The sequence below is a fragment of the Anaerovibrio sp. genome (assembly GCF_045637405.1).
In the GTDB taxonomy this organism is placed as follows: Bacteria; Bacillota; Negativicutes; order Selenomonadales; family Selenomonadaceae; genus Anaerovibrio.
The window spans coordinates 1-14747 of the sequence record NZ_JAZTZI010000025.1; the positions used below are offsets into that span (position 1 = coordinate 1).

Genomic DNA, 14747 nt, shown 5'->3' on the forward strand with positions numbered 1-14747 from the left:
GGCTTAGGAAAAGGCCGGGGTGACACTGAAGGACATTGACCAGGTGGGGGGAACCTATGGTCCCGGACTGGTTGGAGCTTTATTAGTGGGGGTATCTGCGGCTAAGGCACTGGCTTTTACCTTGGGAGTGCCTCTTATAGGGGTTAACCATCTGGAGGGACACATTTTTGCCAATTTCCTCAGTGCTCCCGATTTAAAACCGCCATTTATGGCCTTGGTGGTTTCCGGTGGGCATACATCTCTGGTTCATGTAAAGGACTACAATTCCTTTAGCCTTATGGGACAGACCAGGGACGATGCGGCGGGAGAGGCCTTTGACAAGGTGGCAAGGGTTATGGGATTGCCATATCCGGGTGGCCCACAGATAGATAAGCTGGCCCAGGAGGGAGATCCGATGGCCATTGATTTTCCTAGAGCTTTGCAGGAAAAGGGAAATTATGAGTTCAGCTTCAGTGGGTTGAAGTCTGCGGTGCTTAACTACCTTAACAGCATGAAGCTGAAGGGGATTGAAGTCAACAAGGCTGATGTGGCTGCCTCATTCCAGCATACTGTTATAGAGGTTTTGTTGTCCAAGGCTTTGGATGCCGTAAAAGAAACTGGCTGTGATACCTTGGTGCTGGCCGGTGGTGTGGCAGCAAATAGCTCTTTGGAGAGCCGTCTTCGTGAGGTAACAGCCAAGAATAACATTAAGTTCTACTTCCCGGATAAGATACTTTGTACCGACAATGCTGCCATGATAGGTTGCCGGGGATATTATCAGTCCTTGGGGGGGATTTACTCAGATTTGTATTTGAATGCGGTGCCGGGGCTGGCGTTGCAGGATTTATGATAATGACAGCATAAAATAAACGCCTCTGTTTTAACTGATTTATTGGAGAATTATATGCCAAATAAACACGAAAGCGATACTTCAATATACAGACAGCACACGAATTTAACTGCGGTGCAGATTGAGATGATACGGCGCATGAGCGGCTGCTTTGGTTTTATTGCGGATTTTGCCCATGCCCATCTTCTTTTGTATGTAAAAACCAAGAATTCTGATGTTTACATGATTATGAAGCACCATAAGCCCCATACCTTCTATAGTCAGGTGGAGCTTCCAAAGGTGGGAAGCACGGTGCAGGCCCAGATGGAGCCGCTGGTGGCTTATGTTTTTGAGAAGGAAAAATCAATTCATGGCCGTAGGGAATGGCGTTTGGGAATGACCCTTGATATGTATGCCTACCCCATTAAAGAAGGCAATGAAGTCATTGGGGTAATTACCCTCGAAACCAGTAAGGAGTACGCTTCTGGCAGTAATTATTATCAGACTCTGGATACAGCAGAGCTTCTGATGCAGTATTCCAAGCGGAATATTGATATGGAAATGTTTAGTCCAATTTTTGCCGGCACCGGTGTGGTTATCGCGGATAATAAGAATCGCATTACATATGTAAATCTTTCCGCCAAGAGAATATATCGGGCTTTGGGTATAAATCACCTTTTGGGTGCAAGACTGCCGGACCGGGAAATCAGTGCCATGCTTCATAGGGAAACCTTCGACAGCAGCCGCCCCTTTGAAAAGGAAATCCAGATAGGGGATATGATACTGCTTCAGCGGGATATTAAGCTGGAGGAAGCAGGGATATTGCAGCGGAGAATCTTGTTGCTTTCTGATGTTACGGAGGTTCGCAAAAAAGAGCGGGAGATTAAGATAAAAACAGCGGTTATTCAGGAGATACATCATCGGGTAAAGAATAACCTTCAGACTATTGCCAGCCTTTTGCGGCTTCAGGGACGGCGGTCAAAGTCGCCGGAGGTTAAGGCGGCCTTGCAGGAAAGTACCAACCGTATTTTGAGCATGGCTGTGGCTCACGAATTTTTGTCCCAGCATGATACGGAAGAAATCAATGTAAATGAAGTTACCAAGGGTATAATTGAGCGGGTGGCACCTAATATGGTGGACAAGGATTTTGTCCTTACCAGTAAAATAGAAGGACCGGAGGTGGTTCTGCCATCCCAGAATGCCAGCAATTTGGCTGTAATAATAAATGAATTAATATTAAATGCCATAGAGCATGGCTTTGAGGGCCGCAGTCATGGTATGATTGGCCTTAGGACTGCCATTGTGGAAGATGGCTATCTCATAGAGTTATATGATGATGGTATTGGCCTGCCTGATGATTTTGATTTTAGCAAGTCCAAATCTTTGGGATTGCAGATTATAAATACCTTGGTGCAGGATGATATAGGTGGTAGCTTTGAAATGAAAAATGATCAGGGTACCCATTGTTTTTTGCATATACCAGTAAGTAATGTGGGAGGAGAGTAAGTATGAATCCCTTGAAAATCCTTATTGCCGATGATGAAGCTTTAATCCGTATGGATATGAAGGAGCTGCTGGAGGAGGCCGGTCATGAAGTGGTTGGGGAGGCTCCAAATGGCCGCAAGGCTGTGGAGCTGGCTAAAAAATTCAAGCCGGACCTTTGTATATTCGATGTAAAAATGCCGGAAATGGATGGTATTGAAGCAGCAAAAATCGTCGGCAAGGAAAAAATTGCCCCAGTGGTGCTGCTGACAGCCTTTAGCCAGCCGGAATTTGTAAAGCGGGCCACTGATGCCGGAGTGCAGGCTTATTTGGTAAAGCCGGTGCAGGAAGCAAATCTGTTTCCGGCCATTGAGGTGGCTATGTCCAGATATCAGGATATGCAGGGCTTGGAAGATGAGCTTTTCAAGGTAAAGGATACTCTGGAAATGCGCAAGCTGCTGGACAGAGCCAAGGGAATCCTTATGGATGCCCATAATATCAGCGAAAGTGAAGCCTTTAACCGTATTCAAAAATATAGTATGGCAAAGCGAAAGACAATAAAGGAGGTTGCTGAGGCCATTATCAGGGCGGCAACTAAATAACACAATCCCATGCAATCATTAGCTTCGTTTCCGTTTCGGGGCGAAGTTTTTTGTTTTTTTGACGTTTTACTTGATTTTTTGTTCAAATAGATTTATCATAATACTCGGAGTTAGCACTCAGCTGAATGGAGTGCTAACAACAAAGTATTAGTTTACAAACTATCTTTTAGGAGGCAGATAAATATGATTAGACCATTAGGTGACAGAGTCGTTATTGAAGTTGCTGAGGCAGAAACCAAGACTGCCAGCGGTATTATCCTTGCAGATACTGCAAAGGAAAAGCCTATGAAGGGCAAGGTTATTGCAGCAGGCCCAGGCAGCATCGATAAGGACGGCAACCGTATTGCTATGGAGGTTAAGGCTGGGGACAGCGTTCTCTATTCCAAGTATGCAGGCACTGAGGTTAAGATTGACGGTAAGGATTATCTCATCATGCGCCAGAGTGATATTCTCGGCGTAATCGAGTAATCACAATAAGCCTGAATCTTTCGGTTTATCTTATTTCTAATATATATTATTGGAGGCATTTAAAATGGCAAAGCAGATTTTATTTGATGAAGAAGCTCGTCGTGCTCTGGAAAAGGGCGTTGATGCGTTGGCAAATGCAGTAAAGGTTACCCTTGGTCCAAAGGGCCGTAACGTAGTTCTTGATAAGAAGTTTGGTGCACCTACCATTACCAATGATGGTGTTACCATTGCCCGTGACATTGAGCTGGATGATCCATTTGAGAATATGGGTGCACAGCTGGTTCGTCAGGTTGCTACCAAGACCAACGATATTGCCGGTGATGGTACTACCACTGCTACACTCCTGGCTCAGGCAATGATTCATGAGGGTATGCGTAACGTAGCTGCCGGTGCTAACCCTATGGTTCTGAAGAAGGGTATTGAAAAGGCTGTTAAGACTCTGGTAGCTGAGCTGAAGAAGGTTTCCAAGCCAGTAGAGTCCCAGAAGGCAATTGCACAGGTTGCAACTGTATCCTCCGCTGATGAGGAAATCGGTCAGTATATCGCTGACGCTATGGAAAAGGTTGGCAAGGAAGGCGTTATCACCGTTGAGGAATCCAAGGGTATGGAGACCAGCCTTTCTGTTGTAGAGGGTATGCAGTTCGATCGCGGCTACATCTCCCCTTACATGGTTACTGATACCGATAAGATGGAAGCAGTAATGAATGATCCTTACATTCTCATTACTGATAAGAAGATTTCCACCGTTAACGACATTCTCCCAATTCTTGAGCAGGTTGTTAAGATGGGTAAGGAACTGGTTATCATTGCTGAGGATTTGGACGGCGAGGCTCTGGCTACCATCGTTGTAAACAAGCTCCGTGGTACCTTCAAGGCACTGGCTGTTAAGGCTCCTGGCTTTGGTGATCGTCGTAAGGCTATGCTGGAGGATATCGCAATCCTCACCGGTGGTCAGCTGATTTCTGAGGAGCTGGGCCGCAAGCTGGACAGCGTTACTATTGAGGATTTGGGTCGTGCCCGTCAGGTACATTCCTCCAAGGAAAATACTACTATTGTTGATGGTATGGGTGAAAAGAGCGCAATCACTTCCCGTATCGAGCAGATTAAGAAGCAGATTGCCGACACTACCTCCGACTTCGACAAGGAGAAGCTTCAGGAGCGTCTGGCTAAGCTCTCCGGCGGTGTAGCTGTTATTGAAATCGGTGCTGCTACTGAGGTAGAGATGAAGGACAAGAAGCTCCGCGTTGAGGATGCTCTCCATGCTACCCGTGCTGCTGTTGAGGAAGGTATCGTTGCTGGTGGTGGTACTACCTTTATCGATATTCTCCCAGCACTGGATGCTCTGGAGGCTGAAGGGGATATTAAGACTGGTATCAATATTGTACGTCGTGCAGTTGAGGAGCCGGTTCGCCAGATTGCCAACAATGCAGGTCTTGAGGGTTCTGTAGTAGTTGCTGAGGTTAAGAACAGCGCTGTAGGTGTTGGCTTCGATGCTTACAAGGGCGAGTATGTTGATATGATTGCCAATGGTATTGTTGACCCTGCAAAGGTTACCCGTTCTGCTCTGCAGAATGCTGCTTCCATCGCTGCTATGGTTCTCACCACTGAGACCTTGGTTGCTGATAAGCCAGCTCCAGAGGGCACTGCAAACCCTATGGCTGGTGCAGGCGCAATGGGCGGCATGCCTGGCATGATGTAATAATACTTGACTTAGGTATACTAATAGTCTATAATACGTACCGTGATTTTGGCTTTAGGGTCAAAATCACGGTAATATTATTTTTGAAGTCTTTATGTTCACATTAATGAAAGAACTTGTTGTTCTAGCGCATGGCCTTGCTTTGGAATAAGGCAAGGTGACGAGGAAGAGGTTGTCGATTTATCAGCGGATGCCTCTCGGCTTGCCGGTCGTTAGAATGCTGTTAAAACTGTGGGGTGACTGACAGGACAGAGCGGCATTCGGGCAGGACATGGGACTTCCAGTTTTATATTGGAGGTTTTTATTATGTGTGGTATCGTTGGTTACATTGGTAGCAAGCAGGCTACCCCGTTCCTTATTGAGGGCCTCACCAAGCTGGAGTATCGTGGCTATGACTCCGCTGGTATTGCAGTTCTCAATGGTGACAAGATTCGCGTAGAGAAGTCCGTAGGCCGTTTGGCTGCCCTGGAGGAAAAGATTGAAGGCAATGTTCCTGAGGGTAGCATTGGTATCGGTCATACCCGTTGGGCAACCCATGGTCGTCCATCCGATAATAACTCTCATCCACATACTGACTGTCATGGCGATTTTGCGGTAGTACATAACGGTATTATCGAGAACTACATGACCCTTAAAGAGGATTTGATTGCAAAGGGCCATAAGTTCCTGTCTGACACAGATACTGAGGTTTTGCCTCATCTTTTGGAAGAGGTTTATAACGGCGATTTCGAGGCATCTGTCCGTGAAGTTATTAAGCGCATTGAGGGCTCCTATGCCATCGTATTCATGAGCAAGAATGACCCTGATAAGCTGATTTGTACCAAGCAGGATAACCCTATGGTAATTGGCCTGGGTGAGGATGAGAATTTCATCGCTTCTGATATTCCAGCCATTATTTCCCGTACACGCCGCACCTATATCGTAAATGACGGTGAGGTTGCTGTTGTAAAGAAGGATTCCGTTTGGATTACCAACAGCCTGGGCGAGCCTATTACCAAGAAGGTATTTGAGGTTAACTGGAATGCTGAGGCAGCTGAAAAGGGAGGCTATGAGCATTTCATGCTGAAGGAGATTCACGAGCAGCCTAAGGCAGTTCGTGACACCTTGGCTTCCCGTATTGCCAAGGACAATTCTGCTGTAGTTCTGGAGGAGCTCAGCTGGACTGAGGAATATGTAAATTCCTTCTCCAAGATTTTCATTGTTGCCTGTGGTACTGCATATCATGCAGGTCTTGTAGGTAAGTATTATATTGAACGTTTGGCCCGTATCCCGGTAGAGGTGGATATTGCCTCTGAGTTCCGTTATCGCCAGCCAATTATCGATGATAATACCCTCTGCATTGTTGTAAGTCAGTCCGGTGAGACCAGTGATACTATGGCAGCCATGAAGGAGGCCAAGCGCCTTGGTGCCAAGACCTTGGCTGTAACTAACGTTGTTGGTTCTTCTATTGCCCGTGAGGCAGATCAGGTTATTTACACCATGGCAGGTCCTGAGATTGCTGTAGCATCCACCAAGGCGTATACTACTCAGCTCATTGTTATGTTCCTGTTGGGTGCTTATATGGCAGGCCTCCGTGGTACCGTTGCTCCTCGTCGCATGAAGGAGCTTCTGGGCAAGCTGCGGGAGATTCCTTCTCAGATCAGTGAGACTTTGGAGGACGTGGAGCCTATTAAGGTATTTGCCAAGAAGTATGGCTTCAATACCGACGTATTCTTCATCGGCCGTGCTCTGGATTATGAGGTAGCTCTGGAGGGCTCCTTAAAGCTGAAGGAGATTTCTTATATTCATGCTGAGGCCTATGCTGCAGGTGAGCTGAAGCATGGTACTCTTGCTCTTATCACTACTGGTGTGCCTGTAGTGGCTCTGGCTACCCAGAAGAGCGTTTATGAGAAGACCCTGAGCAACATCAAGGAGGTTAAGGCCCGTGATGCTGTGGTTATCGGTATTGCTGCCGAGGGAGATACTGAGCTGAAGAAGTATGCTGACCATGTTATTTTCGTTCCTAACACTGATGAGCTGTTGATTCCACTGTTGGCTGTTCTGCCACTCCAGCTCCTCAGCTACTACACCGCTATTACACGTGGTGCAGATGTTGATAAGCCAAGAAATTTGGCTAAATCTGTAACAGTAGAATAAGGTTAAATAGAGGACTGTCCTTCATGAAAGGACAGTCCTTTTTTTGTTGACAAGGTGCATGGATTGTACTAGTATAGTAACAATATCTTTTGACCCGACCGGGTTTTAAAGGCTGAAATATATTTAAAAATTTACAGAAAAGAAGGGATTAAGTTGGCATTCTATTTTGAAGAACCATCACACACTTTTGGAGAGTATTTATTAGTTCCTGGTTATTCTTCTGACAAGTGCATTCCTGCGAATGTTTCTCTGAAGACTCCTCTTGTAAAGTTCAAGAAGGGTGAAGAACCAAAGATTTCTATGAATATTCCTATGACCTCTGCTATCATGCAGTCCGTATCCAACGACACTTTGGCAATTGCATTGGCTCGTGAGGGCGGCGTGTCATTTATCTATGGTTCTCAGACAATAGAAGAAGAAGCAGCTATGGTGGCTAAGGTCAAGAACTTTAAGTCTGGTTTTGTTCGTAGCGATTCCAATATTATGCCTTCCACTACCCTGGGTGAGATTCTCGAGTTGAAGGAAAAGACCGGCCATTCCACTATGGCAGTTACCGAGAATGGTGAACCAACAGGCAAGCTGCTGGGTATCGTAACCTCCCGTGATTATCGTATTACCCGTATGACCATGGACACTCCTGCTTCTGAGTTTATGACTCCTTTCGATAAGCTGGTTTATGCTGGTGCAAATACCACTCTGTCCGAAGCCAACGACCTTATTTGGGAGCACAAGCTGAATATGCTGCCATTGGTAGATGCAAATCAGCGTCTTGTATATATGGTATTCCGCAAGGATTACACTGCCAACAAGGAGCACGAGCTGGAGCTTATTGATTCCAATAAGCGTTATATTGTTGGTGCCGGTATTAACACCCGTGACTATGCTGAGCGCGTACCAGCTCTGCTGAAGGCTGGTGCCGATGTATTGTGCATTGATTCCTCCGAGGGCTTCTCTGAGTGGCAGCGTATTACCTTGAAGTACATCCATGAGCACTTTGGTGAGGATGTGAAGGTTGGTGCCGGCAATGTGGTTGACCGTGATGGCTTCATGTTCCTGGCAGAGGCTGGAGCAGACTTTATCAAGGTTGGTATCGGTGGCGGCTCCATCTGTATTACCCGTGAGACCAAGGGTATTGGCCGTGGCCAGGCAACTGCTCTTATTGATGTTTGCAAGGCCCGTGATGAGTATTACGAAAAGACCGGTGTATATATTCCTGTATGCTCCGATGGTGGTATCGTACACGACCATCACATGACCTTGGCTTTGGCTATGGGGGCTGACTTCATGATGCTGGGCAGATATTTCTCCCGCTTCGATGAAAGCCCTACTGACCGTATTAAGATTAATGGTACTTACTACAAGGAGTATTGGGGCGAGGGCTCCAATCGTGCCCGTAACTGGCAACGTTATGATTTGGGTGGTGCCAAGAAGCTGTCCTTTGAGGAAGGCGTTGACTCCTATGTACCATATGCTGGTTCTCTCCATGACAATGTGGGCGTAACCCTGAGCAAGATTCGCTCTACCATGTGCAACTGCGGTGCCCTTACTATTCCTGAGCTTCAGGAGAAGGCCCGTCTGACCTTGGTTTCTTCTACTTCTATTGTAGAGGGCGGTTCCCACGATGTAATTCTGCGTGACCAGTTCACCCGGGCAAATGTATAATGTTAGTGCTAGGGTACATAATTTAAGAATATATATTAAAGGGGCTGCTTCGGCAGTCCCGTTTTAATTTTGTATAATCATATAGTTGAGTTTACATAAATATGATATAATTATGTCATAATTGTGGAAGGGGGCGGATTGTATGCCTTTAATTGTGCCTATAAAAGATTTAAGAAATACAAATGAAATATCTTCTCTTGCTCACAAGTCAAAAGAACCTATTTTTGTCACAAAAAATGGTTACAGTGATTTGGTTGTCATGAGCAGTGAACTTTACGACAGCTTTGTGCGGGAAAATAGCATAGATTATGCTATTCATAAGGCGGAGAAGGAATTTGCCGAAACTGGGGAAGCAGTAGATGCAAAAACTGCATTTGAGGAATTGGAGAAGAAGTATTTTGGTTAAGTATAAAGTACAAATACTGCGGGCAGCCTATAGGGATATTGACAATATCTATAGATATATCGCCAGTGAAAAACTTGCTCCTGAAAATGCCAAAGCTCAGGTGGATAGAATAAAAGAAGCGATATTGGGGCTGGATATTTTTCCATATTCTCATCAAGACAGATTAACTGGCCGATATTCCGGTAAAGGGTATAAACAGCTAGTGATTGACAACTATGTTGCTATTTTTCGGATTGATGAAGCAGAAAAAATAGTATGGGTTGTTACGGTGCAATACTTAGGAAGAAATATTTGAACGATACTCCCGTTGATTGGTTTTTTACTGGTCAGCGGTTTTTTTATGCATTTTTTCTACAAAAGAAAGGTCAAAAGGTCTAAAAACGCCACACTTTTTGAAAAATCCGCGCACTTTTTGATTTGGTATTGAATTTTTTGAATTTTCATGCTAAATATTAAGGCAAAAGGGAAAACGTGTTTTATGGCACAAAAGTTACGCACGGAGGAAATGAAAATGAAAGAAAATAAGTATAGTACTCCACTAGGGGGGGACATCAGCCTCAATAAAGACACTAAGGGCAAGGGCTGGAAAGGCTTAAAAGGGCAGGCTGCTCTGGCGCTTGCTGTATCCCTGTGGATAGGGGGCAGCGGGGTGGCCTTGGCTGAAGAAGTCATAGTTCAGGACGGAGAGAGCAAAAATTATATCAGCTGTTCCGGCGATGGCAATACCATTATCGTGGAAAGCGGCGGTAAGGTCACTGGACATTTATATGGTGAAGGTATAGTAGGCGGCGTCAATAATAATGAAATTACCGTGGCGGGAACTGTAAACTACCGTGTAAATGGCGGGTATAGCGATAATAGTTCTGTCAGCGGAAATCATGTTACTGTTTCCGGAGAGGTTAAGGATTACGTTTATGGCGGAAACTCATATTATGGAAGCCAAGTTTCTGATAATCATGTTATTGTCACTGGCAAAGTAGTAAATCAATGTGCCTATGGCGGTGAAGTGTATGGTAGTGGGTCAGCTACTGGTAATAGCGTAACAGTGAACGGGGGAACGGTAGATAATAGTGTTTATGGTGGTTCAACACAGACGGGTTCAGCCATAAATAATACCGTTACCCTGCATAATGCCACGATTGGCAAGGAAGTTTATGGTGGCGATGGATATAGCAGTTGTGTTGATAAAAAAACCGGCAACAAGCTGATTCTTTCCGGTGCCAGCACAGCACGAAACGTATATAATTTTGCCACCATTGAGCTGCCTTCCACCTTGACTTGGAGTGAAACCAGTCCAGTGCTTAGTGCCACTAGCTTCAGCAACTGTGATACTTTGGATATTACATCGGCCACGGCTTTGGCCAATCATACTGCCCCAGGCACTATGACTTTGCTTGCTTCCAATACAGCCAATGATTTTGCCAATATGACACTGAAATATTCCACTGCTGCTGCGGCGGTAATTCCAGCGATAGGCCAAGTGGTAAAAAGTACAGCCAAGACCAGCACCGTGAACGGCGTTGGCTTGGCCTATAATAATACCCATACCGTGACCATCGCCAACAGCAATAAGTCCATTACCTATAACGTGGCCGATTTTGTCAATACCATAACCTTCGGCACAATGGCATGGGGGACACCACGGGACGCGAGTGCGGCAGGCTATGTTTATTCAAATGCTGCCGTAAATATGGACGGCCTGACCTTCAGTAATCCGGCAGACATTGCCGCAAATACTCCCACAACGCTGCTTACCGCTAATAATACTCTGGGGGCGATAACAGAAACAACCAAGGATATTTCCTATGGATACAGCCCTGTGGATGGGGTAACTGTCAATGGAATAATCAATGGTAGCTATAAGACGGACTCCAATGCAATTAAATATACGGCCACCGCCAATAATGCCACCAAGCTCACCTTTGGCAATGTGGAATGGAAGGACACAGGGGCTCTTATGACCCGTCCAAACAATATTACATTTGCTGGTGCGGATGTAGACACCACCAATATTAACTTTACCAATATCAAGGAGCTGGAAGCCAACAAGACCATGACCTTGGTATCTGATTTCGGCGATAGTGTGGGAGCCATCACTGGCACCAAGTATAAGGTGGGCTCCACCTTGCAGGGTGAAGGCAAGGCTTCACTGGTGGATAGCAATGATGATGGCACCATGGATGCCCTGATTTTCACCACCGATACAACCGCAGAGAAAATGACTGTACAGGAGCAGACCCATAATACGGTTATGGGGGCTGAAGTAGGTATGGCAGCTCTGTCAGCCGGTAATGATTTCGTAGGTGCGGCCACTGAGGGCCTTGCTATGGCTGGAAATACCGGTACTGACGGTATGGCCACCTATGCCAATATGGGTGGCGGCTCCATGAATGTGGAAACCGGTTCCCATGTTAAAACACATACCTGGAATGCCATTTTGGAATTGGGCCATAAGAATGAAAAGAAGCTGTCGACTACAGAGTACGGAGCTTTTTTTGAGTACGGTACTGGAAACTATAGCACCTTTAATGGTGATGAACGGGGCGACGGCTCCACCAGATATACTGGTGGCGGTATCTTAGGCAAATGGCAGAAGAATAACGGCTTTTATGTAGAGGGGAGTCTACGGGCCGGTTCTATCCATGATGATGCCAATAACGTGCTTCGTGATGCAAATGGAAATCCATACAGCTATACCACCGATGCCACCTATTGGGGAGCACATATCGGTGTAGGCCGTGAAATCAAGCTGAACAAGACGGCTGTATTGGACCTCTATGCCAAGTATTTCTATAACCACCGTGGCAGTGTGTCCTTTGATGCAGGAGGCCACTATGATTTGGGAGCAGTGGAATCCAGCGTTCTTCGTTTAGGTACCCGCTACACTGTGAAGCAGAATGATAATATCCATTACTACGGCGGGCTGGCTGTAGAGCATGAATTCTGCGGCAGGGCTTCAGGCTTTGCTGATGGTGTGGCTATCCGCGGTGCAGATATCAGCGGAACCAGTGTAAGGGGCGAAATCGGTGCCACCTTCAGGCCTGGGGAAAAGAGTAATGTTACCCTTGATCTGAACCTCAGTGGCTTTGCCGGGAAGAAACAGGGCCTCACCGGGGGACTTTCTGCAGTATTCCATATTTAAAAAAGTATTGAAGGGGCTGCTTCGGTAGCCTCTTTTATTGTGGGAAAAAGCCGCTTGTTATTTCATAAAATTTTCAAAATATGATACTATTATTATTACAGTGGGGCAGTGGCTCCATGGTGGCCAAATAGATTATTTTTAGAGATAATTAACGAGGTGATATATATGCGGGTTTTACTGGCAGAGGATGATATGAAGCTGGGGAAGCTCACCCAGTACATGCTGGAGCAGGATGGTATCAATACCGAATGGGTTACCACAGGGGATATGATATACGAATGCGCTATGTATGATGATTATGATGTGCTGATTTTGGACTGGATGATGCCCAAGGAAACTGGCGTGGATGCCTGCCGCAGGCTTCGTGCTGAGGGGTATCAGAAGGCAATATTGCTTCTTACTGCCCGTGATGCGGTGGAGGACAGGGTTACCGGTCTTGATGCCGGAGCAGATGATTATCTGGTAAAACCCTTTGAGTTTTCTGAGCTGATGGCCAGACTTCGTGCTCTTAGCCGCCGCAGCAGCCAGAAGATTCAGCAGGATGTGGTGGAGTTGGGGGGCTTTACTCTGGATCGTACCTCCAAGCTGCTTTTAAAGGGCGAGCAGGAGATACAGCTTTCCCCAAGGGAGTTCCAGATTTTTGACCTGTTGGTGCAGAATATCGGTATTGTTGTGCCACGTGAAATTATTTTGGACCGCATTTGGGGTATTGAGTCTGATGTAAGCTCAAATAATATCGATTCCTATGTAAAACTTATTCGTAAAAAGCTGGATACTGCTGATGGTAAGATTATAATCAGTACGATTAGAGGTGTTGGCTATAAACTGGAAACAAAATAGGTTAAAGTTTGGTGGCTTATTTTCCCGCAGCCGCATGAGGCTCACCTTTGCCTATTCCCTGTTGATGTTTGGCTTGTTCATCATAATTATTTTTTTGGCTCATCAGACCATGGAATGGGCAGTAACCTCCGAGCAGGCCAGGGAGCTTTCTGAAACGGTACACGCAGTATCGGAAACAGAGTCCACTATGATACGCAATGGCGTTTATGTGGGCAACGATGATCTTGGAAAGCGGGAGAGAATGTTTTTTTATACCTACGACAAAAGCGGTAATTTGCAGAATTATTCCAGGGCACCGGAGCGTATAGAGGAAGATGTGCTGGAGGTAATAAAGCATGGTGATGTACCAACTGGTGAAGTGGCTATATACGTTCAGCAGCAGGATGAGGATAAACCAAAGGTACTGATGATGACGGCTTGTGATGTACGTCTGGTTACAGGCGAGAAAATCGGTATGGTATATCTGGGAAAGGACGTGTCGGCACTTTACAAAGGTATAAAAAAGGCTACATATTTTTATGGGGCTATTTCCTTTATTGCACTGCTTACGGCTATTATGCTGGGGCATGTGGTTTCCGGCAGGGTTGTGGCCAATATGCAGCAGGCCTATATAAGACAACGTCAGTTTGCAGCAGATGCTTCCCATGAGCTTAGGACCCCTCTTAGTGTTATCATGGCTTCGGCGGACCTTCTTTCCAACGATAAATCCATTCAGTCACCATTCCTGCAGCAGGTTATTCAGGATATGAAGGATGAGGTAAAGAAGATGTCCAATCTTGTGGGCTCACTTTTGCAGATTGCCAGGTCGGATAATAACGCTGAATCCTTGGATATCAAGGAGTTTGACATTATCGCCATGATGGAGCAGCTGGGCCGCAAAATGCAGCCGTTGGCGGAGAAAAAGAACATTACCCTTAATGTAAATGCCTCTGGTGAAGTTATATACAGGGGGGATGAGCAGAAGATTCAGCAACTGATGCTGATTTTGGTGGATAACGCAGTGAAGTACACTCCAGAAGGCGGCAATGTTACACTATCCTATGATGGTAAGGGGCTGGGAAATCTAGGCGGCATTCATTTTTCCGTAAGGGATAATGGTATTGGTATATCCGCTGAGGACTTGGATAAGCTCTTTCAGCGCTTCTTCAGGGTAGATAAGGCCCGCTCACGCTCTATGGGTGGCAATGGCCTGGGACTTGCCATAGCCAAGACTATCGTTGATGCGCATCATGGTAGCATCGACGTGGCCAGTGAGCTGGGCAAGGGAACTGTTTTCAAGGTTACTCTTAAGAATTTGAAAATCCCCAAGAAAAATTAAATAGTTATGAACAATTACGGGCTGTTCTTTCTCAAAATACGGGATGAACTGCTCCCCGTCAAGAGGACAATAAAATAATATAAAATTTCTTTGGTCGGCAGATTCGTCTGTCGACCTTTTTATGCGGCTAAATACAAGGTGTGTTTCTCTATCGGCGTCAAGATACCAAGATTACGTTGCACAC

General features: G+C 45.9%; 11 protein-coding genes and 1 pseudogene. All 12 read left to right on the forward strand.

Translation table 11 applies throughout. The features are described from left to right. Window positions 1-10 precede the first annotated feature (10 nt). A pseudogene (gene tsaD / locus ACKI5G_RS02115) lies at window positions 11-829 on the forward strand (tRNA (adenosine(37)-N6)-threonylcarbamoyltransferase complex transferase subunit TsaD); the annotation flags it as partial. Between the two features lie 54 nt (window positions 830-883). Further along, window positions 884-2314 (forward strand): histidine kinase N-terminal domain-containing protein, encoded by a 1431-nt coding sequence (locus ACKI5G_RS02120; protein ID WP_407397195.1) that lies wholly within the window; start codon window positions 884-886, stop codon window positions 2312-2314. 2 nt (window positions 2315-2316) lie between these two features. After that, on the forward strand, window positions 2317-2892 hold the full coding sequence (locus ACKI5G_RS02125; RefSeq protein ID WP_407397197.1) for an ANTAR domain-containing response regulator: 576 nt from the start codon (window positions 2317-2319) through the stop codon (window positions 2890-2892). 183 nt (window positions 2893-3075) lie between these two features. Then, a complete protein-coding gene (gene groES, locus ACKI5G_RS02130) occupies window positions 3076-3360 on the forward strand; it encodes a co-chaperone GroES (RefSeq protein WP_027397220.1) in 285 nt (94 codons plus the stop codon). 64 nt (window positions 3361-3424) lie between these two features. After that, the gene (groL, locus tag ACKI5G_RS02135) at window positions 3425-5059 is read left to right on the forward strand and encodes a chaperonin GroEL (RefSeq protein WP_407397199.1); all 1635 of its coding nucleotides are present in this window, start codon (window positions 3425-3427) and stop codon (window positions 5057-5059) included. A 306-nt stretch (window positions 5060-5365) separates the two neighbouring features. Continuing rightward, window positions 5366-7195 carry a glutamine--fructose-6-phosphate transaminase (isomerizing) gene (gene glmS / locus ACKI5G_RS02140; RefSeq protein ID WP_407397201.1) on the forward strand — a complete coding sequence of 610 codons (1830 nt, stop codon included), beginning with the start codon at window positions 5366-5368 and terminating at the stop codon, window positions 7193-7195. Between the two features lie 153 nt (window positions 7196-7348). Beyond that, window positions 7349-8857, forward strand: coding sequence for an IMP dehydrogenase (locus ACKI5G_RS02145; RefSeq protein WP_407397203.1), 1509 nt, complete (start codon window positions 7349-7351; stop codon window positions 8855-8857). A gap of 142 nt (window positions 8858-8999) precedes the next feature. Further along, on the forward strand, window positions 9000-9263 hold the full coding sequence (locus tag ACKI5G_RS02150) for a type II toxin-antitoxin system Phd/YefM family antitoxin (protein WP_407397205.1): 264 nt from the start codon (window positions 9000-9002) through the stop codon (window positions 9261-9263). After that, a complete protein-coding gene (locus tag ACKI5G_RS02155) occupies window positions 9256-9558 on the forward strand; it encodes a type II toxin-antitoxin system RelE/ParE family toxin (RefSeq protein WP_407397207.1) in 303 nt (100 codons plus the stop codon). The genes ACKI5G_RS02150 and ACKI5G_RS02155 overlap by 8 nt, the downstream gene beginning before the upstream one ends. A gap of 216 nt (window positions 9559-9774) precedes the next feature. After that, window positions 9775-12405: a hypothetical protein gene (locus ACKI5G_RS02160; protein WP_407397209.1), complete on the forward strand. Its 2631-nt coding sequence runs from the start codon at window positions 9775-9777 to the stop codon at window positions 12403-12405. A 165-nt stretch (window positions 12406-12570) separates the two neighbouring features. After that, a complete protein-coding gene (locus ACKI5G_RS02165; protein ID WP_407397211.1) occupies window positions 12571-13245 on the forward strand; it encodes a response regulator transcription factor in 675 nt (224 codons plus the stop codon). Continuing rightward, window positions 13220-14563 carry a sensor histidine kinase gene (locus ACKI5G_RS02170; protein WP_407397213.1) on the forward strand — a complete coding sequence of 448 codons (1344 nt, stop codon included), beginning with the start codon at window positions 13220-13222 and terminating at the stop codon, window positions 14561-14563. Before ACKI5G_RS02165 ends, ACKI5G_RS02170 begins: the two co-directional genes overlap by 26 nt. Window positions 14564-14747: the final 184 nt, after the last annotated feature.

Bases quoted from the DNA above. Each gene is read 5' to 3' on its own strand.
- ACKI5G_RS02120 (WP_407397195.1), top strand. From the start codon at position 884: ATGCCAAATAAACACGAAAGCGATACTTCAATATACAGACAGCACACG.
- ACKI5G_RS02125 (WP_407397197.1), top strand. From the start codon at position 2,317: ATGAATCCCTTGAAAATCCTTATTGCCGATGATGAAGCTTTAATCCGT.
- groES (WP_027397220.1), top strand. From the start codon at position 3,076: ATGATTAGACCATTAGGTGACAGAGTCGTTATTGAAGTTGCTGAGGCA.
- groL (WP_407397199.1), top strand. From the start codon at position 3,425: ATGGCAAAGCAGATTTTATTTGATGAAGAAGCTCGTCGTGCTCTGGAA.
- glmS (WP_407397201.1), top strand. From the start codon at position 5,366: ATGTGTGGTATCGTTGGTTACATTGGTAGCAAGCAGGCTACCCCGTTC.
- ACKI5G_RS02150 (WP_407397205.1), top strand. From the start codon at position 9,000: ATGCCTTTAATTGTGCCTATAAAAGATTTAAGAAATACAAATGAAATA.
- ACKI5G_RS02160 (WP_407397209.1), top strand. From the start codon at position 9,775: ATGAAAGAAAATAAGTATAGTACTCCACTAGGGGGGGACATCAGCCTC.
- ACKI5G_RS02165 (WP_407397211.1), top strand. From the start codon at position 12,571: ATGCGGGTTTTACTGGCAGAGGATGATATGAAGCTGGGGAAGCTCACC.